The organism is Amycolatopsis acidicola, from assembly GCF_007713735.2.
Classification (GTDB): domain Bacteria; phylum Actinomycetota; class Actinomycetes; order Mycobacteriales; family Pseudonocardiaceae; genus Amycolatopsis_E; species Amycolatopsis_E acidicola.
Map to the genome: position 1 here is coordinate 197,812 of NZ_VMNW02000003.1, position 23,569 is coordinate 221,380.

Genomic DNA, 23,569 nt, shown 5'->3' on the forward strand with positions numbered 1-23,569 from the left:
ACCAAGCGGACCTTGCGCACACTCTGACCCGCGCGCTGACGTGCCGTCAACCGCCGAATCGGAACTTCACGTGGCCGAAACATTCGCGCTCGCCAGCGGAAGTGTCGAAGATATTTCGCGTGTAAACAACGGGTTTCCGAGGATCCGTCACTCTTTTCGCCCGGCAATTCCGCGCTTATGGTCGAATTGGTCAGGCCAACCGCCGAATCGGTGGTTCGGTGCCGAACTCCGCAGGAAGGACGGGTGTGGACAGCACCTCTGGGACGCCGGATGCGACGTCACCTCCGGGGCGCCGTTTGGTGCCGGTCTCCGCGCTGCGGCTGCCGCATCCCGCGCCGGGCGCGTTTCGCGGCAGCGTCAGTACCGAGATCTCCGCATATCTGGAGAAGCTGATCGCGGTCGGTGAACTCCGGCCCGGCGACCGGCTTCCTTCGGAGCGGGAGCTCGCCGCGCGGCTGGGCGTGTCACGCGCGTCGTTGCGCGAGGCGATGCACGAACTCGAGGCCAAGCACCTCGTCGAACGCAGGCCGGGCCGGGGCACCACCGTGCTGACCGCGCCCGAGCAGGTCCAGACGTTGTACTCGCGGCTTTCCGACGCCGATCACCACCTGCGTGACGTCGCCGAACTGCGCGCGACGATCGAGCCGCGGCTCGCCGAGCTGGCCGCCGAACGGGCCACAGCCGCGAACCTGCTCGAACTCGAGAACGTGTTGCGGCATCCCATCGCGGAGGTCGAGCCGGAGGAGTCGCTGCGGCTGGACCTGGAGTTCCATGTGCTGATCGCGACGGCCGCGCAGAACCCGCTGATGTCGGCGATCAACACGCTCGCCTGTTCCTGGACGTCGTCGACGCGCGTGCTCTCGCACTCGTCGCGCTACGCCCGCGAGGTTTCCTACCTCGGGCACCGCGCGATTCTCAAGGCCGTCGCGGCGGGCGACCCGGCCGAGGCGCGCGACGCCATGGCCCGGCATCTCGCCGATGTCGCCGAGTTGACCCGCGACGGCTACGAAAAGCGCGGCACCGCGGAGGAGGATCGTTGACGCTGACCGGTTTGCCACCGCGCGACGAGACGGCGCCCATTCTGCAACCGCTGACCGGGCACACCCCGAACTACCTTCCCGCCACCGGGAAAACCACGACCTGGGGCAGATTGCCCTGCGAGGACGACGAACCCGCGCTGTCCGTCGAGCCGGGTACCACGCTCGTCGTCGACACCGTGAGCCACGAAGGGATTCTCGAGGACCAGGGCCGGGATCCTGTCTCGTTCTTCGGTGCGCACGGTGTCGCGGCGGGCGACGTGCTCCTGGACGCGATCGCGATCGCCGCCGACGGCGACCACGATCTCACCGGCGGCCCGCATGTGGTCACCGGGCCGATCGAGGTCCGCGGCGCCCGGCCTGGTGACCTGCTCGCGGTGCGAGTCGGCGAACTGGCGCCACGGGTGCCATACGGTGTCGTTTCGAGCAGGCACGGCAAGGGCTTGCTGCCCGGGAGTTTCCCCGTGGCCGGGGAAATCACCAGCGTCTTCTGCGCCGTGGAGGATCTCGCGCTCGGCGTCGGCAAGGCGCGCGGCACCCTCCCGCTGAACCCCGGCGACACCGGCCGTCCGGTGCGGTTCCCGATCGCGCCGTTCCTCGGCGTCATGGGCGTGGCCACCCCGGCGCCGCGCCGGCACTCGACTCCGCCGGGACAGCATGGCGGCAACGTCGACATCCGGTTGCTCGGCACCGGGGCCACCCTGTACCTGCCGGTGCAGGTGCCGGGCGCGGGTTTCTATGTCGGTGACCCGCATTTCGCGCAGGGCAACGGGGAAGTCGCGCTCACCGCGCTGGAAGCGCCGCTGCGCGCCACCCTGACCGTGGACGTGGTGCCCGCGGCCGAGGCGCGTGCCCGGTTCGGCGCGGTCGTCGGCCCGTTCGCCCGCACCGGCGAATTCCTGATCCCCACGGGACTCGACGAGGACCTCGACGTCGCCGTCGAAAAGTGCGGCCGCAACGCGATCACGCTGCTGGGCTCGGTCTTCGGGATGGCACCGGAACTGGCGTACGCGTACCTCTCGGCCGCGGCGGACTTCGACATCTCGCAGGTGGTGGACGTGGTGAAGGGAACGCACGCGCGCATCCGGCTCGCGGATTTCGAGGAGGTGACACGATGAGCGCCCCCGCACTGGAGGTGAACTGCCCGGTCCCGGTGCCCGACGGCCTGCTCGCCGCCTTCGACGCCTACGAGACCGCCCTGCTGGCCAACGATGTCGAGGCGCTGGACCGGCTTTTCGCGCCTGGCCCGGACACCGTGCGCGGAGACGGCAAGGTCCTGCTCGTCGGACATGACTCCATCGCCGGGTTCCGGTCCGGCCGCAAGGTGATCCCGACCCGTCGCGTCGCGCGGCTGCTCGTGCGCCCGGCGGGCACGGACGCCGCGCTCGTGATGGCGTCCACAGTGGAACCGGCGACGGGCGCCACCGGACTGCAAACCCAGCTGTGGCACCACATCGCGGGGGAGTGGAAGGTGACGGCCGCGCACGTCACGCTGCCCGCAGGAGGCAGGCCCGCCGCCGCGCCACCGGTGGACCCGGCGGTGTGGCGGGTCGTGGGCACCCCGCTCGTCGCCGCCACGAGCGGCGGCCCGCTCGAGGGGACGACCGTCGCGGTGAAGGACCTGTTCGAGGTCGCGGGTCAGCGGCTCGGCGCGGGAAACCCGGTTTGGCTCGCCGAGCAGGAACCGCGGCGCACCACGGCCCCGGCGGTCGCCGCGCTGCTGGCCGCGGGCGCCGAGATCACCGGGATCGCCCGCACCGACGAGTTCGCCTACAGCCTCGCCGGGCAGAACGCCCACTACGGCACGGCCCCGAACGTCGCGGTGCCCGGCGGGATCGGCGGCGGTTCGAGCAGTGGCCCGGCGTCGGCGGTCGCGGCCGGTCAGGTACGGGTGGGACTGGGCACCGACACCGCGGGCTCGATCCGGGTTCCGGCTTCGTACCAAGGACTGGTGGGCGTTCGCCCGACTCACGGCGCGGTTCCGTCGGCCGGGGTGCTGCCGCTCGCGCCCTCGTTCGACACGGTCGGCTGGCTCACCCGTGACGTTCCGGCCGCGCGCCGGATCGCCGACGTCCTGGTGACCGGAACCGCGGCCGCGGCGACCCGGATGATGGTTCTGCCCGCCGTCGAGGCGCACGCCGCGGACGACGTGCGGGCCGCGTGCGCCGGGGTGCGCGCGAACCTGGTCGCCGCCGGGATTCTGCCCGCCGCTGAGACGGGCGATCTCGACTCGTCCACGCTCGAGACGTGGTTCGCCGCGTTCCGGACAGTGCAGGCTTTCGAGGCGTGGCAGGCGCACGGCGAGTGGCTCAGCGCGCATCCCGGCGTACTCGGACCTGACGTGGGAGGCCGGTTCGCGTCGGCCGCCACGGTCAGCGCGGCCGAGGCCGACGAGGCGCGGGGTGTTGTCTCCGAAGCACGAACTCGCCTGCGCGCGTTGCTGGACGGCGCCGTGCTGGTCCTGCCGACCACTCGCGGCGGGGCACCGGATCGCAACGCCGGCGCGGACATCGTCGAGGCCGAGCGCGCCGGCACTTTGCGGCTCACGTGCCTGGCCGGGTTGGGCGGACTGCCCGCGGTGTCCCTGCCCTTGGCGCGCACCGCCGATGGCCGTCCCGCGGGGCTCTGCCTCGTCGGCGCCGCCGGAACCGACCTCGCGCTGCTCGACCTCGCCGCCACGATCGAAGGGAGCGTCCGATGACCGGCAGTGCGCTCGCTACGCCCCACCACCCGAACCGCTGGAGCTTCGAAGACGGCCGGGTCGACCTCCGCCGCCCGCACCGGCCACCGCGTCCCACCGGGATCTCCGCGCTGCCCGCCCCGCTGACGGCCGATCTGGCCCGCAGCGCGCTGATCGTCGTGGACATGCAGAACGACTTCTGCGCCGAAGGTGGCTGGCTGCACGGCATCGGGGTGGATGTGTCGCCGCTGGCAGGTGCGATCACGGCGGTGCGGGATCTCGTTCCCGCCGCGCGCGCCGCCGGGGTTCCGGTGGTGTGGGTGAACTGGGGAAACCGCGAGGACCAGGCGAACCTGCCGCCCGGAGTGTCGCATGTGTACGACCCGGACGGCCGCGGCACCGGGGTCGGCGCCCGGCTGCCCAACGGTTCGAGGGTGCTCACCAAGGGAAGCTGGGGTGCCGCGCTCGTCGACGGGCTCGGCGTCGCGCCCGGCGACATCGAGGTGGACAAGTACCGGATGAGCGGGTTCTGGGACACCCCGCTGGATTCGATCCTGCGCAATCTCCGCGTCGACACCCTGTTCTTCGCCGGCGTCAACTCCGACCAGTGCGTGTATTCGACGCTGGTCGACGCCGCGTGCCTCGGCTACGACGTGGTGCTGGTCGACGGCGCGTCCGCGACCACGTCACCGGCGTTCTGCCACGAGGCGACGCTCTACAACACCCGCCAGTGCTACGGCTTTTCCACGCCCGCGGCCGAGTTGCTGGCCGCTTTCACGAAGGACGCATCATGAGTACCCCACCGACCCTGCGGCATCTCGCCGAGGTGACGCCCCAGCTCATTTCGGCAGGCGACACCGTCAAACTCGCGCTGCTCGCCGGCCCCGCGGACGGTTCGCCGGCCAGTGTCTTCTTCGAGGTCTGGGAACCGGGTGGGAGTCAGCCCGACAATTCGCATCCGGAGTCGACCGAGATCTTCGTGGTCCTGTCCGGCACCGGCCGCGCGCACAGTGACGAACACACGGTGCCGTTGCGGGCGGGCGACGCGCTCGTGCTGAACCCCGGCTCCACCCACCGGATCGTGAACACCTCCGCCACCGAACGGCTCTACACCGTCACGATCATGGCGGAGGATTCCGGGGCCATGCCCGGCGGTTTCGCGGAACTGGTCGCGAAAGGTACCGTGGTGGACTGGGACGGCACCGACCACGACGTCCTCGGCGGTGGCGCATGACGAAGCTGCTGGATCGTCTGTCCACTGTAGACGTCGCCGCGATCGGCAAGGAGCGCGCGCTCGTCGTGCAGCCCATCGGCGCGGTGGAACAGCACGGGCCGCATCTGCCGGTGATGACGGACGCCTGCGTCGCCGAGCGTGTTGCCGCGCTCGCCGCCGACGTCGCCGGCGACGATGTATGGCTGCTGCCGCCGCTGCACTACGGCAAGTCGACGGAGCACCTTGGCTGGGCGGGCACGATGAGCCTGTCTTCGGAGACACTGCTCGCCGTGCTCCGTGACGTCGGCCGTTCGGTCGCCGCGTCCGGCTTCACCCGGCTCGCCTTCGTCAACGGGCACGGCGGGAATCCGTCGCTGCTGGACGTCGCCGCGCGCGACATCCGCACCGACACCGGGCTGCTGGTGTTTCCCGTGACCACCGGCAGGCTCGGTGTCCCCGCCGGGCTCGACCTTCCCGACGCGGAGTTCTCGATCCATGGCGGCTTCGTCGAGACCTCGGTGATGTTGCACCTGGCGCCCGAAGCGGTGCGGCTGGAGCGCGCGGTGGCCGGTGGCGCGCACCTGCCGGAGCTGTATCCGGCCGCCGGTGAGCTGAGCCTCGAGGGCCCGCTGCCCACGGCGTGGCTCAGCGACGACTTGACCACCAACGGAGTCATCGGCGACCCGCGCTCCGCGACGGCGGAGATCGGAAAGGACATCGTCGGCCACTGGACTTCGCGGCTGGCCACCGCCTACCGGCAGATGACGGAGTTCGCGTTCCGCACCGCGTGAGCGCCCGAAACTTCGAGGAGAGACCTATGTCGACCATCGCGAAAGCGCCCCCGGCGACCGAACTGGTCGCCTTCGCCGGCGTCACCAAGACCTACGGCAACGGGTTCACCGCACTCGCCCCGATCGATTTGACCATCGGCGGCGGGCAGATCGTGAGCATCGTCGGCCCGTCCGGTTGTGGCAAGACGACACTGCTGCGGATGGCGGGCGGGCTGTCGTCGCCGACCTCGGGTGAGCTGACGATCAGCTCGGAACGGAACTCCTACGTGTTCCAGGATCCGACGCTGATGGCGTGGCGCAGCGTGCTCGCCAACACCGAGCTGGTGTCGCGGATCCGCAAGGTGCCGCGTCCCGAATGCCGCCGCCGCGCGATCGAGGCGCTGCGGCTCGTCGGACTGGAGAACGTGCAGAAGTCGTTGCCCCGCGAGCTTTCCGGTGGCATGAAGATGCGGGTTTCGCTGGCGAGGGCGCTGGCGTCGGAACCGGAGCTGATGCTGATGGACGAACCGTTCGCGGCACTCGACGAGTTCACCAGGGACCGGATGGCCGACGAGCTGATCAGGCTGTGGCGGGAGCGCGGTTTCGGTGCCCTGTTCATCACGCACTCGATCCGTGAGGCCGTCAAGATCGCGCACGAGATCGTGGTGATGGCGTCGGGACCGGGCCGGATCGTCGAAGTCGTCCGGTCGCCGAGCCCGCCGCAGGCGGACCAGGACGCGCCGCGGGACGCCGACGCGCTCGAGGAGACGGTGAAGTACATCGGCTCGCGATTGGCGGCGGCATGAGCATTACCGAAAAGCCCGTGGCAGCTCCCGCGGCGGCGCAGGCGAGCCCGCGGCCCAAGCGTTCCCGCAAGCGGCCCTCGGCACGCACCGTGCTGCTGTTCGTGCTGCCCCCGCTCGTGGTGCTCGTGCTCGCGATCGCGTTGTGGCAGATGGCGATCAGCGTGTTCGGGGTGCCGACGTTCCTGGTGCCCTCGCCGTCGGACGTGCTCGCCGCGACCGGTTCCTCGGTGAGCGCGCTCATCGAACCGACACTGGTCACGATCCAGGAGGCCTACGGCGGGTTCGTGATCGCCTCGGTGCTCGGGTTCGCGGTCGCGTTCGTGATGGCGCGCTGGACCGTCGCCGAGCGCGGCCTCTACCCGTACATGGTGCTGCTGCAGACAATCCCGATCATCGCGATAGCGCCGATTCTCGTGGTCTGGCTCGGCCCCGGCGCCGCGACGAACACCGTGGTCGCGGCGATGATCGCGGTCTTCCCGGTCACCGCGAACACGCTGACCGGGCTCAAGTCCACCGAGCGCAACCTCGTGCAGCTGTTCACCATGGCCGGGGCGAGCAAACGCTACGAGATGGTCGTACTCCGTGTCCCGTACGCGCTGCCGTACGTGCTGACCGGGCTGCGGATCGCGGCGGGTTCTTCGGTGATCGGCGCGATCGTCGGCGAGTTCGTGGCCGGGATCGGTGGCGGCCAGGGCGGTCTTGGCTACGTCATCACCTCGACCGCGCAGCAGCTGCTGATGGCGCGCCTGTTCCTCGCGGTGGTCGCCGCGAGCTGTGTTTCGCTGCTGCTGTTCGGAATCGTCCGGGTGGCGGAGGTGCTGACGTTGCGGCGCTGGCACGAATCCGCCATGGCCACCGACGAGTGACCATCCGGAAAGGACACTTGATGCGCATAGACACCAACATCCTTGGCGCGGTCCGGATGCCCGACGCGGGCGCGAGCGGGCCGGATGCGACCGCACGCCGATACGGCCGCGAGGACTACGCCACCGCGTACCGCGACTTTGTCGCACTGTCCACTGTGGCCGACGAGGTGGGTTTCGACACCTTCTGGTACACCGAGCACCACTTCCAGCACGAGGGCTACGAGGTCGTCCCGAACCAGATCCTGCTGGGACTGTACTCGGCGGCCGTGACGAAGCGGATCAGCTTCGGGCAGATGTTCAACATCGTCCCGCAGTGGAATCCCTTGCGGCTGGCGGAGGATTTCGCCGCCGCGGACGTGCTCACCGGCGGCCGCATGCGGTTCGGCGTGGGACGCGGCACGGTACCGCGCGAGATGCAGACGCTGGGCGCCCGTATCGAGTCCGGGGACAACGCCATGGACGCCTCCGCCGAGCAGGCCAACCGCGAGCAGTTCGCCGAGGCGATGGCCGCGATCCGGCTGGCGTTCGGCCAGGACCGCTTTTCCCACCGTGGCAAGCATTTCGCGTTCCCGCCCGAGGGGATCCCGGACCGCGGCGGGTTCGTCGGCGATCTCACGCTGGTCCCCAACGTCACCCGCGAGGTCGAGATCTACCAGGCCTGCACCTCACCGCGCACGATGGACTACGTCGCCGAACACGGGCATATCGGTGTCTACACGCGACAGTCCCCGGCGCGGCTTGCCCAGCAGTGGCACAAACACGCCGAGCTCACCGCGAAACACGGCAGGCCGACGGAAATGGGGGAAGAGCAGATGCTCGTCCTGCACGTCAACGTCGCGCCGACGCATGAGGAGGCCGTCGCGCTGGCCCGGCCCGGGCACGACGAGCTGGCCAAGCTCCTCGCGCCCTACGGCCGTTTCGCGACTTACGACCCGCCCGCGGGCATGGATGTCACGCCGTTCGACTACGCGCCAACGCTGGAGGAGTCGATGGCGCAGCGGATCTACGTCGTCGGCGACTTCGACGAGGTCGCCGGGCAGATCGCCGGATACCGCGAACTGCTGGGACTGCGCCGGTTGTCGGTCACGATGGACGCGCTGGGGTTGACTCCGCAGCAGCATCAGGACCAGTTGCGTCTGTTCGCCGCCGAGGTGGCCCCGAGGCTGGGTATCGAGATGTCCGGCGACGGGCAGCGGGCTTTCGAGGCCGCGGCATGACGGCGGTGGCCGCTTCGCTGGCGGCAGCCGACGGCACCCGGATGCTCGCGGAGCTGGCTTCCGGCGCGCTGACGGCTGTCGAGCTGCTCGAGCGGCACCTCGCGTTGCTCGACGGCCCCGGCGCCGCGCTCGGCGCCGTCGTCGACACCGACCGCGAGGGCGCGCGAGCCGCCGCCGTGGCCGTCGACGCCGCACGGGACGCCGGCCGGCCGCTCGGCCCGCTCGCGGGCCTGCCGGTCACCATCAAGGATGCCTTTGACGCCAAGGGAATGCGGACTTCGCACGGACGTCTTTCCGACGCGCACCAGGCCACCGAGGACGCGCCGCTCGTCCGCCGGTTGCGGGAGGCTGGCGCGATCGTGGTCGGCAAGACCAACGTGCCGGTGTACCTCGCCGACCACCAGTCCACCAACGACGACTTCGGCCACACCCGCAACCCCTTCGACCCCGCGCGGTCACCGGGCGGTTCGTCGGGAGGCGCCGCGGCGGCGGTCGCGGCGGGGCTCGCGGTGGGGGACTTCGGCAGTGACCTGTCGGGCTCGTTGCGGGTGCCCGCCGCCTGGTGCGGGTTGTTCGGGCACCGCCCGTCGAACGGGATCGTGTCGAAGCTCGGCCACCTGCCGTGGCCGCGAGGCGGGCTGCTGGAGCCCAGGGTGTCGGCGGTGGGACCGATGACCCGGTCGGCCGCGGACAGCGCGCGGTTTCTCGACGTACTCGCGGGCGCGGAGGGCCTCGACGCGTACGCGTGGCGGCTGGAGCTGCCGCCCGCGCGGGTCGACGCCTTGGCCGGAACTCGCGTCGCGGTATGGCTCGACGACGCCGCGTGCCCGGTCGACAAGGAGACCGTGGCCGCGATCCGCGCGTTCGCCGACGCGTTGGCCGAGGCCGGCGCCGACGTCGAAGAGCTGACGGATCCGCCCGTGCGTGGCGAGGAGGCGATCGAGCTTTTCATACGGCTGCAGGCCGGAGAGGTCGTGCACGGCCTCGACGACGAGGCGTGCGTGCGCAGTGCCGCGCTCGTCGACGCGCCAGGACGTGCCGGGGCCATGGCGCGCGGCCACCTGCAGTCCCTGCGGGCCGCGCTCGACGATTTCGAGGCACAGCGCCAGATCGCCGCCCGCTGGGCGGAGGTCCACGAGCGCTACCACGTCGTGCTCTGCCCGGCGGCCCCGTGCGCCGCACCGCCGTATTCCGAGGTCCCGGCCGAGTCCCGGCTGTTGACGCTCGACGGAGTCGAGGTCCCCGCGGCCGACACCGTCGGGGCGTGGAGCCGGATCTCGAGCGTCGGCGGCGGCCCCGCCACCGTCGTGCCGCTCGGCGCGGGCGCGACCTCGGGCCTGCCGATCGGCGCCCAGCTGCTGGGCCGCTACCTCGACGACCGCACTCCGTTGCGAGTGGCGGCGCTCGCCGAGGAAGCCGGACTGATCCGCTTCACCGCGCCGAAGGGGTGGTGAGCGTGATGCCCGAGGCTCTCGCCGCGGACCTGCGAAGGGTGCTCGAAGATTCCGCCGACGTCAGCGCCGACGAGGCCGCCCGCAAAGCGTCCACAAAGGACTTCTCGTGGGTCTCGCCGATCATCCACCGCACCATCCCGCGGACGCTGCCCGACGCCGTCGTGACGGTGCGGTCGGCCGAGGCGGTGCGAACACTGGCCCGCTACGCCCACGAGCACCGGATTCCGCTCACCGCGCGGGGAAAGGGCACCTCGAACTACGGGCAGATCATCCCGCTCGCGGGCGGGATCATGGTCGATTTCCACGACCTGACCGGCGAAACCGAGCTCCACGAAGACGGGACGGTGACCACGCTGGCCGGTACCACCTGGCACGAGCTGAGCGCGTTCCTCGACGGCACCGGCCGCGAACCGGCCATGTTCCCGACCACGCTGAACAGCACCGTGGCCGGCTACGTCGGTGGCGGCGCGGGCGGACCGGGGTCGATCGAACACGGGTTCAACCACGAGGGCTTCGTCCAGCGGCTCACCCTCGTCCCGGTGACCGCCGACGCGGAGCCGGTCGAGCTGCGTTTCCCCGCCACGACACCGCATGTGCACGCGTTCGGCACCACGGGCCTGATCACCCGGGTAGGCCTGCGCACGGTACCGGCTGTAGCACGTACGGCGGTGTTCGCGTCGGTGCCCGGATTGGACGCGGGAGCGGCGATGGCGCTGGAGATCCTGCGCCTTTCACCGGCCCCGCAGATCCTCGCCGTCACGGAACCCGAGCTGGCCGCGCTTTTCCCGGAGGATCCGGGATTCGAGCCGGGCCGCACGAATCTGCGCACCGTCGTGGCGGTGGAGCAAGCCGGCGCCGTACGAGAAATCGTTGCGCGCGCAGGAGGTTCGGTGTCCGGCGTACGCGCCGACGCCGTTCGCTTCCTCGCGACGTTCATCAACAACCACACCACCGTGCGCGCCAAGGCGCGACGCCCCGAGCTGTTCCACGTTCTGGTGCGGGGAAACGGAATCCTCGGCAAACGAGCCCTGATCGCCGAGGCGTTCCCCGGCGCCACCGTGCAGCTGGAGGGCATTCGCGGCCCCGAGGGGCCGTGCCTGATGGCGCGCATCCTCGCCCCGCACCGCGATGACGCGGCCGTGCACGCCGGAATGGACCTGCTGCGCGCCGAAGAGTTGTTCGTGGACAGTCCCCATAGCTGGGTGGTGCACGAGAATCTGCCGCCCCGCTGGGCCGAGGCGGACCGGTTCGATCCGGCCGGGCTGCTGAACCCCGGCAAACTCCCGCGAACCCACTGATTCCCCACCCGAAATCACGAAAGAGCAAGACATGTCCTCACGATCCAGCATCGGCAGGTTCCTCGCGGCGGCCGTCGCGATGGCGCTGACCGTGACCATCTCGGCGTGCGCCGGGAACGCCGCCCCGGCCAAATCGGCCGACGGCACCACGTCCTTCACACTCGTGCTGCCCTGGTACGCCGATCCCGAGGGCGGCGGTTTCTTCGCCGCGCGGTCCGAAGGGCTGTACCAGAACAAGAAGCTCGACGTCATCCTGCAACCGGGCGGGCCCCAGGTGTCGGCGACGCAGCTCGTGGCGTCGGGCCGCGCGCAGGTCGGGTTCTCCGACGCCGCCGGCATCATCCAGGCGCGTCAGCAGGGCATCCTGATCGTCGCGATCGGCGCGCTGTACCAGGACAATCCGGTCGGCATGATGGTGCACGCCGACACCGGCATCACCTCCTTCGCGGGGATGGCCGGCAAGACCTGGGCCGTGCAGACCGGGCAGCTCGGGCCCGACTGGGTCAAGAAGAGCACCGGCATCGACTTCGGCACGCAGGTGTACAACGGCTCCATCGCGAACTTCCTCACCAACGACGGACTCGTGCAGCAGGGTTGGCCGACGAACGAGGCCTACGAGGCGGAGAAATCCGGGGTGAAGGTGAACTTCGTGCCGTTCTCGGCGGCGGGTTTCAACCCGTACAACGACGTACTCTTCACGTCGGAGTCCTATTTGGCCGGCCACCGGCAGGAGCTGACGGACTTCCTCGCCGCGAGCCTGCAGGGCTGGTCGGACTACATGGGCAACGTCGACGTGGCCAAGACGGCCAATGACGCGATCCTCAAGGCGAACGACCAGCTGACCGAGCAGAGTGCCTGGTACGCCTGGGACAAGCAGCGTCAGTACGTGGTCGCGGGCGACGGCGCCAAGCAGCTGGGTGCGATGAACGAGCAGCGGTGGGCCACCTTCGCCGACCAGCTCAAGCAGCTCGGCCAGCCGGTGCCCGACGACGTCAGGACACTGTTCGACACGTCGTTGCTGCCGACGATTCCCGCACCGGCCACACTGCCCGCCGCGCCGGCGGGCTCGTACTGAGCCGGCGGCGTTCGTGCTGACCGTGACGAACGGGCTGGTGCTCACCATGGCCGACGGCGACGAGCCGTTCGTCGGCTGGCTGAGCGCCGGCCCGGACGGCCGGATCACCGGCGTCGGCAGGGGAGAGCCGCCGAGCACCGAAGGCACCGTGCTGGACGCGACGGGTAAGATCATCGCACCCGGGTTCGTCTCGGCGCACAGCCATCTGCACACCTCCGGGCTGCGGGGGCTGGCGGCGGGCGAGACGTTGTACCCATGGGTTCGCGCGAACAACGAGGTGCTGCTCGGCGCGGCCGACGAGGACATGTACTGGTTCGTCCTGCACGGCTGCTTCGACTTCCTGGCCAACGGCATCACTTCGGCCTACAACTTCGCGCTCAGCCGCGTGATCTGGCTCTACGACGATAAAACCGGCGACCGGCCCGGCCAGATCCGCGGAGCGGAGTACGTCACCAGGCAGTTCGACGCGGCAGCGGAATCGGGGTTGCGGGTGCTCACCGCGATCCGGCTCGACGACGAGGCGTTCGGGCGTGAGCGGGCGCTGGACAACTTCGACGCGGCGGCCGCCGCGGTGCGGGCGACCACCCCGTCCGAGGCGTTCCTCGGCATTTCGGTGTACGGCGCGGTGCAGTGGTCGAGCACCCCGGCGACGGCCGGGCTGGAAGCGGAGGTGATGGCACGCCACGGCATCACCAACCAAGCACACTTCGTGGAATCCGCCGAGAATCTGCCCGCGCAGCAAGCGAAGTTCGACTGGTACGCCCGCGCGGGCGCGCTCGGGCCGGCGATGGTGTTCGGGCATTTCGTGCATCCCACCGGCGAGATGGTCGACGCGGTCGCGGAGGCGGGGTGCGCGGTGGTGTGGCAGCCGACGTCCAACGGACGCCTCGGTTCGGGGATCGCCGACATCGTCGGCTACCGGGAACGAGGGATCAGGATCGGGATGGGGCTGGACGACCAGTCGTGCACCGACATCTCGGACCCGTTCGGCAATATGCGCATGGGCCTGTACACCCAGCGCGCCCGGCGGTCACAGGCTTCGGTGCTGATGCCGCGCGAGGTGGTGCGCATGCACACGCTGGGTTCGGCGGAGGTGCTCGGTATCGCCGACCGGGTCGGCAGCCTCGAAACCGGAAAGTTCGCCGACTTCCTCGTGGTCGATCCCGGCCGGCCGGACACCGGTCCGCTGTGGGACGTCTACGCCAGTTACGTCCTCGCGTGCGGGCAACGGAACCTCAAGGAGGTTTACGTCGGCGGTCGCTGTACCACTGTGGACGGTGAAGTCCGCCATCCGCTCGCGGAGCACGCCCGTGCTGAACTCCACGGGCGGTTGCGCGCGGCCGCGCGGCGACAGGGCCTGCCCGCGCCGCGGTTCTAGGGGAGTGTGCGCCGCCGGTCCGGTTTGAACGGCAAGGCGGTGACCGTCGCCCTGATCTCGCGTTGCGGGGTTCCCGGACTGCCCCACACGACGGTGACTTCGGTGCCCGGCTCGGCGTGTGCCCGGTCGAGGACGCAGAGCGAGATCGTCGCCCGCAGGTGGGTGCTGACCGTGCGGCCGGTGGACACGCCGACCGGGGCGTCGCCGACCAGCACCTGATCGAAACTCGGCCCGAGGTACCGCGGGATGTCCATCTGCTCGGGAAGTTCAACGCTGCCGTCGAACAGCGCGGCGAACACGGTGGTGACATCGCTGCTGTTCCACGTGAGCCCCACCAGCCCGCGGGACGGCCCACCCGATTCCACGTCGGCGGCGAGGGCGGCGCGGCCGGTGAAGTCGTGGGCGGGCAAGCGTTTGCGCGGCCCCCAGCCGAGCTCACCCGGCTTCCGGAAGTAGTCGCTCACGCCATTCGCGGGGACGAAGCTGCCCCCGATCTTGCCGCGCCGGAACTGCCGCGGCGCCCCGGGCGTGACGATCGCGGCGGGCAGGTAGTCGAGGCCGTTCGTGGCGATCCCGGCCTCGATGTGTTGCACGGCTTGGGAACGGAAGCCCAGCAGCCGGATCCCGGACTCGGCCCCGGCCGCCGCGACGGCCTTCCAGACGCTGTCGGCGTCGGTCGGGGAGCCGTGCACTTCGTAGCCCAGTTCACCGGAAATCCCGGTGCGCAGGATGCGCACGGGGGCTTCGCCGACGCGCGAGCCGCGGCTCCGGTTGAACGCGATGTCGCCGAGCGACTCGCCGGTCGCCTTCTCCAGCGTGCGCAGGGATTCCGGCCCTTGGACGCCGAAGATGAACCACTCGGGCGTGATGTCGAGGACCTCCGCGTCCCATGTTTGCCGGCTGAACTGCCAGCGCAGCCAGTCGCAACTCCCCGCGGTGTAGACGAATTCCTCGTCCCCCAGTTTGCACAGGACACCCTCGGACGCGACCCTGCCGTGCTCGTCGAGCTGCACGTGGTGCTTGATCTGCCCGGTTTCGAAGCGGGACAGGTCGTTCATCCCGAGCCCGCTGAGGAACGCCAGCGCCTCCGGGCCGCGGACGGCGACCTTGCTCAGGGAGCTCCAATCGCCGAGATAGCAGGTTTCGACGTGGGCAGCGCTCTCCTCCGTCCAGTCGACATACTCCAGCGGGAGCAAGGTTTGCGCGAACCGGCCGAACGAGCCCCTGGTGTTCGCCTCGTCCTGCGCTGCCGCGGCCGGGCTGAACAGCGGCGGCCGTTCGAGCACGAAGGGCGCGTCGTCCTTGCCCAGCACGGCTTCGTAGGTCCGCCGCTGGTGCTCGGTGATGTCCATGTCCTCTCCCGTTCCCTATCCGGCCAGGTGACCGCGCGCTTCTCCCGCGGTGACAACGCTCCCGGTGACCAACAACGCCGAGTACGGCCTCCGGAGCGCCTCCGCCAGCGACTCGTGCACGTGGATCCGTTCCGCCGGAAAGACTTCCCGCGCCTTCGAAGCCAACTCCGCCACGGGCAACGCCCTGGGCGACCGGTTGCGCGTGACGACGAGGTCGCCATCCAGTTCGGCCACCGCGCGGAGCATGCCAGTGACCTCCTTGTCCGCCAACACGGCGAGCACGGTGGTGAACCGGGTACCGGGATGGGCTTCGAGGAGCGCCGCCACGGTGGCCCGCATCCCGGCCGGGTTGTGCGTGGCATCGAGGAACACCGGCGGGTCCAGCGAATGCGGTTCGAGTCGACCGGGGGAGCGGATCGCGGCGAACGTCCGGCGGACGGCTTCGGCAGTGAGCTTTTTCCCGCGTGGGGCGAGAAACGCGTTGGCGGCGGCGAGCGCGGTGCGGGCGTTGTCGGCCTGGTGCCGCCCGAGCAACGGGACCGTGAGGTTTCCATAGTCCGGAAGGTGCAGCTGCTGCCCATCAGGGCCGGGAACGCGGGCCAGCACCGGGATTTCCTTCTCCACGTGACGCAGGGGCCCGCGACGTCCGAGCCGGCGCAGCGCGGCCGGCGGCTGGTGGCCGACGATCGCGACGGCGCCGGGCTTGATGATCCCGGCCTTCTCGGTCGCGATCGCGGCCACGTCCGGACCGAGATACTCCCTGTGGTCCAAGGAAATCGGGGTGATCACGGCGACCTCGCCGTCCGCGACGTTGGTCGCGTCCCAGGTGCCGCCCATGCCGACCTCGACCACGGCCACGTCGAGTTCGGCTTCCGCGAAGGCCACGAACGCCGTCGCCGTCATCACCTCGAAGAACGACAGCGCGACCGGATGCGTGAGGTCCACCCGCGAGGCATGGGGCTCGATCCGCTGGTATGCGGCGATAAAGCGTTCGGCGGTGATGGGCGAGCCGTCGAGGGCGATCCGCTCCCGTGGCGTTTCCAGGTGCGGACTCGTGTACCGGCCGACGCGCAAACCGGCCGCGCGCAGGAGATCGTCGATGATGCGGGCAGTGGTGGTCTTGCCATTGGTGCCGGTCACGTGGACGACGGGCACCGCGTGCTGCGGATTTCCCAGGCGTGCCATGAGATCCGCCATCCGATCCAGTGACGGCTCGAGTTTGCTCTCCGGCCAGCGCCGGAACAGCGCTTCCTCGACCTCCGCGAGTATCACGACACTTCCTCAAGCCGGGGCGCCTCGGCCGCGAGCACGGTGTTGCGCAGCAGCCAGACATCGGTGACGGGCCCGACCCCACCGGGTACAGGCGTGATCGCGCGGGCGACTTCGGCGACACTGGAGAAGTCCACATCCCCGGTCATCCGGACGCGCCCGCGCTCGTCGGTGACCGGGTTGATGCCCACGTCGAGCACGATCGCGCCGGGCTTGACGTGCTCGGCGGTGATCAGCCCGGCCCGCCCGGCGGCGACGATCAGCACATCGGCCCGGCGGGTGTGCCGTTGCAGCGCACCCGTGCGACTGGCCCATTCGTCGACGGACGCGACCGCGGCCTGCCGCGCGTATCCCAGGCACACACAGGGTTTCCCGACATTGTTCGACCGGCCGACGACCACGATCTGCGCGTGGTGGTAGAAATCCGCGCGATCCTCGCCTGCCTCGTCCAGCCACGTGTCGAGCAGCTGGAACACCGAAGCCGCCGTCGACGGAACGAACCGCGGCACGCCGAGCGCGAGCAGCCCGGCGTTTTCCGGGTGCACGGCCTCGATGTCCTTCTCCGGGGCGATGACGCGGAACAGCGCGGCCTCGTCGATATGCCGGGGGAGCGGTCGCAGCAGCAAAATCCCCGACACGTCCTCCCGCGCGTTCAATCCACTGACCACTGTGGACAGTTCACTCTGCGTGGCGGTCGCGGGAAGCACCTGCGGGAAATACGGGACACCCAGTTCCCCGGCCAGCCGCCGCAGGCGCGCCTCATAAGCCTTCGAGCCGTAGTCGTCACCGACCAGGATGGTGGCCAGGCCGACCCCGTCGTGCCGCCGGACAGCCAGCGAGGACTTGAGATCGCGGGCGACGGCCGCGCCGTCGATGAGATGGGCGGTCACGACACACAGCTCCTTCGCTCCGGCATCAGGGCATCGACTGTCGCCAGCGCATCGAGCGAGCGCCACACGTCATGCACCCGCACGCCCCACGCACCGGCCCGCGCGGCCCAGGCCGAGATCACGGCGGTCGCGGTCTCCCGCTGGTGCACCGGCCGGGATGTACCGTCCGGGGCGGCCAAAAGCAAGCCCAGGAAGGACTTCCGCGACGCCCCCACGAGCACCGGCAGGCCGAGCGCGACGAGTTCGGGCAGCCGCGCCAGCAAGGCCCAGTTGTGCTCGGCGGTCTTGGCGAAGCCCAGCCCGGGATCGAGCACCAGGAGCTCCGGGTCGACCCCGGCGGCGACCACCTCGTCGACCCGCGCGGCGAGCTCCCCGGCGACCTCGGCGACCACGTCACGATGGCCGGCGGCCGGATACCAGTGCGTCAGCACCCACGGCACCCCAGCGTGCGCGACCAGCTTCGCCATCGCGGGCTCGGCCAGGCCCCCGCTCACGTCGTTGACCAGCACGGCCCCCGCGTTCAGCGCGGCCTCGGCGACGGCCACGCGCAGGGTGTCCACACTGACCGGAACCCCGGCCGCCACCAGCTCGCGGACGACCGGCAGCACCCGCCGGCACTCCTCGGCGGCATCGACGCGTCCCGCGCCGGGCCGGGACGATTCGCCGCCGACGTCGACGTAGTCCGCTCCGGCCGCGCGCAGGGCCAGACCGTGCGCCACGGCGGCATCGCGGTCGAGGAAGTCGCCCCCGTCGGAGAACGAATCGGGGGTGACGTTGAGGACGCCCATGACTTTCACGGGAAGACGATGGTTTGGTTGCCGTGGCGGATGACGCGGTCCTCGCTGTGCCACTGCACCGCGCGCGACAGCACGGCACGCTCGACGTCGGCGCCCCGGCGTTGCAGATCCGTGGCGGTGTGAGCGTGGGTGACGCGCACGACGTCCTGCTCGATGATCGGGCCTTCGTCGAGGTCCTCGGTGACGTAATGCGCCGTCGCGCCGACGAGTTTCACGCCGCGCTCCTTGGCCTTCGCGTAGGGGCCCGCGCCGATGAAGGCGGGCAGGAACGAGTGGTGGATGTTGATGATCGGCACGCCGACGCGTTCGATGAACTCACCGGACAGGATCTGCATGTACCGGGCCAGCACGAGCAGATCCACATTGCCCTGCAACAGGCGGAGGTGCTCGGCCTCGGCGGCTGGTTTGTCCGTTGAGGGCACATGGACGAACGGGATGCCGAAGCTGCGCACCTCCTCGGCGAGGTCGGGGTGGTTGGAGATGACCATCGCGACGGACACGGCCAGCTCCCCGCGCCGCTGCCGCCACAGCAGGTCCAGCAGGCAGTGCTCCGATTTCGACGCGAAGATCGCGACCCGTTGCGGGACGGACAGATCGCGCAGCGTGAACCGCAGGCCGTCGCCCAGTTTCGCGGCGAGATCGCGGTCGATGTCGGGCAACGCGGCCTTGAGGTCGTCCACACCGAAAACGGTGCGCTGGAAGAAGTTCCCGCCCTGCGGGTTGTCGGAGTACTGGTCGAGGGAGACGATGTTGGCGCCGTAGTCGTGCAGCACGTTGCCGACCGCGGCGACGATGCCCGTGCGGTCCTGCCCGTGCACGACGAGCGAGGCGTGGTTGTGCAGCCGGGGAAGCGTGGCGCGCTGGCGTGGCGCGGCCTGGGTGAGGGTCATGTCAGTTCCTTGCGCGGAAGTCGGCGATCCAGCCGGACGTGGCTTCGAGGCCGCCGAAGGTGTAGAAGTGCAGCTTGATCTCGCCGTGGCGGTGCGGTTCGTAGCCCTCGGCGAGTGCGGTGAGGAAACGGTCGGGCCCGGCCGTGCCGAGCAGGTTGGTGATGGAGAACCCGTATTTCTTCGCGATCCCGGTGCTGGTGCCGACCCCGAACCGCCGCGCGTACGACAGCAGCCGCTTGATCCCGGCGGGCCCGGGCACCCCGACGCGGATCGGCAGGCCGATCCCGCGTTTGCGGACCTCGTCGACGTAGGCGAGCACCGCGTCGGAGTCGAACCCGAACTGGGTGATCACCGTGCCGGCCAGTCCCTGTGCCCGCAGGACGGCGTTCTTGTCCTCGATCGCCGACCACAGCACGGGATCGCCGATGCCGGGATGCCCTTCCGGGTAGCCGCTGACGCTCACGTGCCGCACCCCGTACCGTTGCAGCAACCCGGAACGCAGTACGGCGAGCGAATCCTCGTACGGTCCCTCGGGCCGGGTGGGGTCACCCCCGACCACGAACACGTTCTCGCTCGCGCCCGTCGATTGCAGCGCGGCGAGGAACTCCTCGAGTTCGGCCGGCGAGCGCAGGCGCCGGGCCGAGATATGCGCCACCGGCACGAACCCGTAGTCCTGCACGGCTTTCACGGCCGCCAGCCGCATCGCCAGGTCTTCGGTGCCGAGGTAGGTCACGTTGACCCTGGTCCCGGCCGGGATCAGCGCGCGCGCCGCGGTGAGGTTCGCGATGTCCTTCCCTGTCATCTCCAGGGAGAAATCGCCCAGCAGTGCGGTGGCGGCCGCGAGCGCGGTGTCCTGGGGCATCGTGTACCTCTTTTCGAGCGCAGGGGATCCAGGGCCGCCACCGGAAACGGTGGTGGTGGCCCTGTCTTCGGTTCTGTGGTCAAGTGTCGCGGCGGTACTGGGTGCGGGCGTGCTGATCGAACGGGGCGGGCTGCACCGTCGCGCGGATGCGCGGGAAGCCGAGGTCCGCGTCGGGTGCGGTGCCGGCGCCGGGGTGCTCGCCCCACACCAGCTCGACCTGCGTGCCGGGTTCGGCCCGGGCGGAGTCGATGATGCCGAGCGACAGCACGGTGCCGACCGGATCGAGGGACCCGGCGTAGTAGGTCATGCCCAGCAGGTCCCCCTTGTGCTCGACGCGGTAACGGGCGTAGCTGAGCACGAACCCGTCACCCAGCGTCGCCCGGACGTCGTCCTTGTCGAGCACCAGGGTGACCTTGGTGCGGTGGATGTCCTCCCGTGACTTCTCGAGCGCTTCGCGGCCGATGAAGTCGTGCTTGAACGACAGCAGCTTGCCGTAGCCGAGCTCGTACGGGGAGACGTAGTAGTCCTCGATGTCCTCGGAGTAGAAGCTGCCGTGCAAGGGTTTCTGCCCCTCGAACGAGTACAGCCCCACCCATTCCCGGTACCCGGCCAGGTCGGGATCGGTGTAGATCGCCGGGACCACGGTGGGAATCCAGCCGCTCTCCAGGCTCGCGGTCGGGTACGCCATCGACCCCACGCGCACGAGGCCCAGCGGCTCCCCGGCGCGCAGCAGCGCTTCGTGGACGAACTCGGCGTCGGCCCACGGCCCGACGAACTCGAACCCGGCCTGCCCGGCCATCCCGTGCCGGAACGCCCGGACTGTCCTGCCCTGCAAAGAGACCAGCTGCGAGTGGAAGAATTTGGTCTCCGGCAGAGGCCCGCCGAACGCGCGTTCGGCGAGCTCCCGCGCCCCGGGGCCCTGGACCTGGTACCGGTAAATCCGCGGGTTCGCGCCACCGCGCAGGCGGCTTTCCGGGTCCGTCGAAAACGTGACGTCGTGACCACCGGTCTCCCCGTGGTACTTCACCCAGTTCTGGGCCGCCGACACCCCGCTGAGGGTGTAGCGGTTTTCCTGTTCCCGCAACAGGATCCCGTCCTCGATCAGCAGCCCGCGGCTCGTCACGGGCACGAACTGCTTGGCACGGCCCAATTCGAACGACGTGTAGTTGTTCGCGCTGACCTCCGACAGCAGCCGCGTGGCGTCCGGGCCCTCGATCACTGTGTCGGCCATGTGGTGCGACAGGTTCAGCAACGCCACGCCGTCATGCCAGGCGGTCTGCTCCGCGCGCCAGCTGGCGTACTCCGGGTCGACGACCTCCGGCATCCACGGGTCCGAGCCCGGTTTCCACAGCAGCGAGACCGCCGAGCCCGCCTGGTCGATCCCGGACTGGAGAGTGGGTGCTGACATGACTTGCGCCTCCTGATGCATCGCCGCTGACGAAACTGTACGGTACGGTACACCTCATGACGATTTCAAGCCCGCGGGCCGCCGGGCCCGGCCCGTCGATAAGGCAGCGGCTACCCTCGGGAGCTGTGAACAGTGCAGACCGGAGGGCCCGCATCGTCGATGCGGCGGCCGAGCTCTTCATCGCCCACGGCTACGCCGGAGTGAGCATGGAGGACGTGGTCACCGCGGTGGGTGGCTCGAAGTCCACGCTGTACCGGTACTTCACCGACAAGACCGAGCTGTTCCGTGCCGCCGTCGAGGGGCGGATCGGCCGGCTGTCCGAGCCGCTGCGCTCGTTCCAGCCCGGCGGCGACGTGACCGCGACCCTGCGGAAGTTCGGCCGGTACCTGGCCGACATCGTGCTCGCCCCCGAGGCGATCGCGCTGCACCGGCTCGTCCAGTCCGAGGCGGAACGCATCCCCGGCCCCGGGGAGACCTTCCTGGAACACGCGCCGGCGGTGGGCAACGCGATCCTCGGCCGCTACCTCGCCGAGTTGTGCGGCCAGGGAGTCCTCGAGCTCGAGGACCCGGTGCTCGCCGCGGGGCAGCTGTTCCAGGCGATGCTCGGCGGGCTGCAGATGCGGATGCTGATGAACCCCGCCGCGCCCCCGACCCGGAAAGAGGTCGAGCGCAGCATCGCCACCGCGGTCGAGATCTTCCTCAACGGAGCCAAGACACGCACCTAGGTTCTGTTGTATCGGCAACGGAGCCGCTCGCGGTGGGCCAGGCACTTGCGCGGCCGAGGGTTCTGAGGTGGCCGCCGGCGAGGCCCTCACCCGCATCGCCACACATACCACTGGGGGAACACTTCCTGGCGCGATCATTGGTTCGCCCCGGTGCGGTAGCTGGCCCGGGCGAACCGGCTCAGCGGAGCGGATTCCACGGTGGCGCGGATCTCGACCTGCTCGTGCGGCTCCACGGCCGGCTTCGTGGAGCGCGGGTTCTCGCCCCAGAGCACCCGGACCTCGGTGCCCGGCCGCGCGAAGGCCTCGTCGACCACGGCGAGCGAGACCACGGCCTGATCGCGGACCACGTAGCCGCAGTCCATCGAGATCCCGGCGCGGCCTCCGCCGGCGAGGACCTCGTCCATGTGGAACAGTCCGTACCGCGCCTTGGGCAGGTTGAAGTACTTGTACGTCGGCCCGGGCGTCCACAGCGAGGAAAACACCTTGGCGACGTCGTCGGGGTGCCAGACGAGCGTGACCTTCTGCCGGTGCGGCTCGGCGGCGCGGGCACGGAGCGCGTCGCGGCCGACGAACTCGTGCTCGAAATCGACGAACTTGCCGTAGCCCAGGTCGTAGGGGGTGACGTAGTAATCGGCGGCGTCCGGCGAGTTGAGGCTTCCGCCGAGCGAACCCGCGCTGGAGGCCGGCAACCATTCGCGGTAGGCCCGGAGGTTGTCGTCGGTGAAGATCGCGGGCATCGGGCCGGGGATCCAGCCGGACTCCAGGTTCGCGGTGGAGTAGGCGACCGAACCGACCCGGTGCAGGTCGAACTCCTCACCGGCCTGCAGGATCGCCTCCCGCACCGCGTCACCCTCGTCCCAGGGGCCGAACAGCTCGAACCCGATCTGCCCCGCCATCCCGTGCCGCAGGGCACGCACGCGGTGGCCGGCGATCTCCAGCGAGGTCATGCCGAAGAACCGGACGTCCGGGATCGGCTGCCCGGTGAGCTTCTCCACCAGCGGCCCCGCCGCCGGGCCCTGGATCTCGAACCGGTACAGCTTCGGCGGCCGCCCGCCCCGGTCGACCGACTGCGGGTCGCGTTCGACGGTCACGTCCCACTCGCCCGTCCGCGCGTGGTACTCGACCCAGTCGAGCGCGGTACGCCTGCCGACGAGATCGGCCGAGGTGTCGCCGAGTCCGAACAGGACGGCGTCACCGATGTAGTGCCCGTCGTCGCCGACCGCGACGAACTGCTTCGCCTTGTCGTTGCCGAACCCGCGGAAGTTGTTGACTCCCAGGTGTTCCAGCAACCGGAACGTGTCCGGGCCGTCGATGAAGAGGTCGTTCATGTGGTGGGACTGGTCGAGCAGGGCGCAGGACTCGTGCCACGCCAGCGCTTCTTCGCGCCAGTTCGTGAACTCGCCCGGCACGAACCCGAAGCCGTGCGAGAACGCCCTGCGCGGCTGGTTGCGCATGAGATCGACGGCGTTGCCGACGCGGTCGATCGCTGCCTGGAGACTTTCGGCTGCCATCTGCGGGGTGCTTCCTTCCATCCGGCCAAAACTGCCGAGATCAACCTTGCCGAAGCCGGTGGCCGTCGCGC

22 protein-coding genes are annotated in these 23,569 nt (G+C 70.1%); 14 read left to right on the forward strand and 8 right to left on the reverse strand.

The annotated features are described in order from the left end of the window. Window positions 1-245: 245 nt before the first annotated feature. Genes FPZ12_RS04010 through FPZ12_RS04070 form a run of 13 tightly spaced genes read left to right on the forward strand, consistent with a single transcriptional unit; the run spans window position 246 to window position 13,794 of the window. A complete protein-coding gene (locus FPZ12_RS04010; RefSeq protein ID WP_208025728.1) occupies window positions 246-1,040 on the forward strand; it encodes a FadR/GntR family transcriptional regulator in 795 nt (264 codons plus the stop codon). Continuing rightward, a complete protein-coding gene (locus FPZ12_RS04015; protein WP_208025729.1) occupies window positions 1,037-2,155 on the forward strand; it encodes an acetamidase/formamidase family protein in 1,119 nt (372 codons plus the stop codon). The genes FPZ12_RS04010 and FPZ12_RS04015 overlap by 4 nt, the downstream gene beginning before the upstream one ends. Further along, a complete protein-coding gene (locus FPZ12_RS04020) occupies window positions 2,152-3,738 on the forward strand; it encodes an AtzH-like domain-containing protein (RefSeq protein WP_144745598.1) in 1,587 nt (528 codons plus the stop codon). The genes FPZ12_RS04015 and FPZ12_RS04020 overlap by 4 nt, the downstream gene beginning before the upstream one ends. Further along, complete coding sequence (locus tag FPZ12_RS04025; RefSeq protein ID WP_144745599.1) at window positions 3,735-4,511, forward strand: cysteine hydrolase family protein; 777 nt, start codon at window positions 3,735-3,737, stop codon at window positions 4,509-4,511. The genes FPZ12_RS04020 and FPZ12_RS04025 overlap by 4 nt, the downstream gene beginning before the upstream one ends. Further along, on the forward strand, window positions 4,508-4,951 hold the full coding sequence (locus FPZ12_RS04030) for a cupin domain-containing protein (RefSeq protein WP_144745600.1): 444 nt from the start codon (window positions 4,508-4,510) through the stop codon (window positions 4,949-4,951). The genes FPZ12_RS04025 and FPZ12_RS04030 overlap by 4 nt, the downstream gene beginning before the upstream one ends. Beyond that, window positions 4,948-5,721, forward strand: coding sequence for a creatininase family protein (locus FPZ12_RS04035; protein ID WP_144745601.1), 774 nt, complete (start codon window positions 4,948-4,950; stop codon window positions 5,719-5,721). Before FPZ12_RS04030 ends, FPZ12_RS04035 begins: the two co-directional genes overlap by 4 nt. A gap of 26 nt (window positions 5,722-5,747) precedes the next feature. Beyond that, window positions 5,748-6,506 carry an ABC transporter ATP-binding protein gene (locus tag FPZ12_RS04040; RefSeq protein WP_144745602.1) on the forward strand — a complete coding sequence of 253 codons (759 nt, stop codon included), beginning with the start codon at window positions 5,748-5,750 and terminating at the stop codon, window positions 6,504-6,506. Continuing rightward, on the forward strand, window positions 6,503-7,372 hold the full coding sequence (locus FPZ12_RS04045; protein ID WP_144745603.1) for an ABC transporter permease: 870 nt from the start codon (window positions 6,503-6,505) through the stop codon (window positions 7,370-7,372). The genes FPZ12_RS04040 and FPZ12_RS04045 overlap by 4 nt, the downstream gene beginning before the upstream one ends. Window positions 7,373-7,392: 20 nt before the next feature. Beyond that, entirely contained in the window at window positions 7,393-8,589 is a 1,197-nt protein-coding gene (locus FPZ12_RS04050) for an LLM class flavin-dependent oxidoreductase (protein ID WP_144745604.1), read from the forward strand. After that, window positions 8,586-10,043, forward strand: coding sequence for an amidase family protein (locus tag FPZ12_RS04055; RefSeq protein WP_144745605.1), 1,458 nt, complete (start codon window positions 8,586-8,588; stop codon window positions 10,041-10,043). The genes FPZ12_RS04050 and FPZ12_RS04055 overlap by 4 nt, the downstream gene beginning before the upstream one ends. Window positions 10,044-10,048: 5 nt before the next feature. After that, window positions 10,049-11,341: an FAD-binding oxidoreductase gene (locus FPZ12_RS04060; protein WP_144745606.1), complete on the forward strand. Its 1,293-nt coding sequence runs from the start codon at window positions 10,049-10,051 to the stop codon at window positions 11,339-11,341. A gap of 31 nt (window positions 11,342-11,372) precedes the next feature. Continuing rightward, window positions 11,373-12,416 (forward strand): ABC transporter substrate-binding protein, encoded by a 1,044-nt coding sequence (locus tag FPZ12_RS04065; protein WP_144745607.1) that lies wholly within the window; start codon window positions 11,373-11,375, stop codon window positions 12,414-12,416. Window positions 12,417-12,429: 13 nt separating this feature from the next. Next, a complete protein-coding gene (locus tag FPZ12_RS04070) occupies window positions 12,430-13,794 on the forward strand; it encodes an amidohydrolase family protein (RefSeq protein ID WP_208025730.1) in 1,365 nt (454 codons plus the stop codon). Here FPZ12_RS04070 and FPZ12_RS04075 read toward each other — a convergent pair. From FPZ12_RS04075 to FPZ12_RS04105, 7 genes are all read right to left on the reverse strand, one after another. Next, window positions 13,791-15,146: an aminomethyltransferase family protein gene (locus FPZ12_RS04075; RefSeq protein ID WP_144745608.1), complete on the reverse strand. Its 1,356-nt coding sequence runs from the start codon at window positions 15,144-15,146 to the stop codon at window positions 13,791-13,793. The genes FPZ12_RS04070 and FPZ12_RS04075 overlap by 4 nt on opposite strands. A 15-nt stretch (window positions 15,147-15,161) precedes the next feature. Beyond that, window positions 15,162-16,418: a bifunctional folylpolyglutamate synthase/dihydrofolate synthase gene (locus FPZ12_RS04080; protein WP_243769661.1), complete on the reverse strand. Its 1,257-nt coding sequence runs from the start codon at window positions 16,416-16,418 to the stop codon at window positions 15,162-15,164. Further along, window positions 16,415-17,305: a bifunctional 5,10-methylenetetrahydrofolate dehydrogenase/5,10-methenyltetrahydrofolate cyclohydrolase gene (locus tag FPZ12_RS04085; RefSeq protein ID WP_144745609.1), complete on the reverse strand. Its 891-nt coding sequence runs from the start codon at window positions 17,303-17,305 to the stop codon at window positions 16,415-16,417. The genes FPZ12_RS04080 and FPZ12_RS04085 overlap by 4 nt, the downstream gene beginning before the upstream one ends. Next, entirely contained in the window at window positions 17,302-18,093 is a 792-nt protein-coding gene (folP, locus tag FPZ12_RS04090) for a dihydropteroate synthase (RefSeq protein WP_144745641.1), read from the reverse strand. The genes FPZ12_RS04085 and folP overlap by 4 nt, the downstream gene beginning before the upstream one ends. Before the next feature lie 5 nt (window positions 18,094-18,098). Beyond that, on the reverse strand, window positions 18,099-18,992 hold the full coding sequence (gene purU, locus FPZ12_RS04095; protein WP_144745610.1) for a formyltetrahydrofolate deformylase: 894 nt from the start codon (window positions 18,990-18,992) through the stop codon (window positions 18,099-18,101). A 1-nt stretch (window position 18,993) separates the two neighbouring features. Continuing rightward, window positions 18,994-19,854 (reverse strand): methylenetetrahydrofolate reductase, encoded by an 861-nt coding sequence (locus tag FPZ12_RS04100; protein WP_144745611.1) that lies wholly within the window; start codon window positions 19,852-19,854, stop codon window positions 18,994-18,996. A 79-nt stretch (window positions 19,855-19,933) separates the two neighbouring features. Then, window positions 19,934-21,262: an aminomethyltransferase family protein gene (locus FPZ12_RS04105; RefSeq protein ID WP_144745612.1), complete on the reverse strand. Its 1,329-nt coding sequence runs from the start codon at window positions 21,260-21,262 to the stop codon at window positions 19,934-19,936. 125 nt (window positions 21,263-21,387) lie between these two features. On the opposite strand from FPZ12_RS04105, the gene FPZ12_RS04110 reads away from it, so the two are divergent. Further along, entirely contained in the window at window positions 21,388-21,987 is a 600-nt protein-coding gene (locus tag FPZ12_RS04110) for a TetR/AcrR family transcriptional regulator (RefSeq protein WP_208025731.1), read from the forward strand. Between the two features lie 134 nt (window positions 21,988-22,121). On the opposite strand, the gene FPZ12_RS04115 is transcribed toward FPZ12_RS04110, so the two are convergent. Then, window positions 22,122-23,498, reverse strand: coding sequence for an aminomethyltransferase family protein (locus tag FPZ12_RS04115; RefSeq protein WP_144745614.1), 1,377 nt, complete (start codon window positions 23,496-23,498; stop codon window positions 22,122-22,124). Window positions 23,499-23,569 lie beyond the last annotated feature (71 nt).

What these genes read in the sequence shown, in the direction of transcription:
- FPZ12_RS04020 (WP_144745598.1), top strand. Translation starts at nt 2,152, where the DNA reads ATGAGCGCCCCCGCACTGGAGGTGAACTGCCCGGTCCCGGTGCCCGAC.
- FPZ12_RS04025 (WP_144745599.1), top strand. Translation starts at nt 3,735, where the DNA reads ATGACCGGCAGTGCGCTCGCTACGCCCCACCACCCGAACCGCTGGAGC.
- FPZ12_RS04030 (WP_144745600.1), top strand. Translation starts at nt 4,508, where the DNA reads ATGAGTACCCCACCGACCCTGCGGCATCTCGCCGAGGTGACGCCCCAG.
- FPZ12_RS04035 (WP_144745601.1), top strand. Translation starts at nt 4,948, where the DNA reads ATGACGAAGCTGCTGGATCGTCTGTCCACTGTAGACGTCGCCGCGATC.
- FPZ12_RS04040 (WP_144745602.1), top strand. Translation starts at nt 5,748, where the DNA reads ATGTCGACCATCGCGAAAGCGCCCCCGGCGACCGAACTGGTCGCCTTC.
- FPZ12_RS04045 (WP_144745603.1), top strand. Translation starts at nt 6,503, where the DNA reads ATGAGCATTACCGAAAAGCCCGTGGCAGCTCCCGCGGCGGCGCAGGCG.
- FPZ12_RS04050 (WP_144745604.1), top strand. Translation starts at nt 7,393, where the DNA reads ATGCGCATAGACACCAACATCCTTGGCGCGGTCCGGATGCCCGACGCG.
- FPZ12_RS04055 (WP_144745605.1), top strand. Translation starts at nt 8,586, where the DNA reads ATGACGGCGGTGGCCGCTTCGCTGGCGGCAGCCGACGGCACCCGGATG.
- FPZ12_RS04060 (WP_144745606.1), top strand. Translation starts at nt 10,049, where the DNA reads ATGCCCGAGGCTCTCGCCGCGGACCTGCGAAGGGTGCTCGAAGATTCC.
- FPZ12_RS04065 (WP_144745607.1), top strand. Translation starts at nt 11,373, where the DNA reads ATGTCCTCACGATCCAGCATCGGCAGGTTCCTCGCGGCGGCCGTCGCG.
- FPZ12_RS04075 (WP_144745608.1), bottom strand. Translation starts at nt 15,146, where the DNA reads ATGGACATCACCGAGCACCAGCGGCGGACCTACGAAGCCGTGCTGGGC.
- folP (WP_144745641.1), bottom strand. Translation starts at nt 18,093, where the DNA reads ATGGGCGTCCTCAACGTCACCCCCGATTCGTTCTCCGACGGGGGCGAC.
- purU (WP_144745610.1), bottom strand. Translation starts at nt 18,992, where the DNA reads ATGACCCTCACCCAGGCCGCGCCACGCCAGCGCGCCACGCTTCCCCGG.
- FPZ12_RS04100 (WP_144745611.1), bottom strand. Translation starts at nt 19,854, where the DNA reads ATGCCCCAGGACACCGCGCTCGCGGCCGCCACCGCACTGCTGGGCGAT.
- FPZ12_RS04105 (WP_144745612.1), bottom strand. Translation starts at nt 21,262, where the DNA reads ATGTCAGCACCCACTCTCCAGTCCGGGATCGACCAGGCGGGCTCGGCG.
- FPZ12_RS04115 (WP_144745614.1), bottom strand. Translation starts at nt 23,498, where the DNA reads ATGGCAGCCGAAAGTCTCCAGGCAGCGATCGACCGCGTCGGCAACGCC.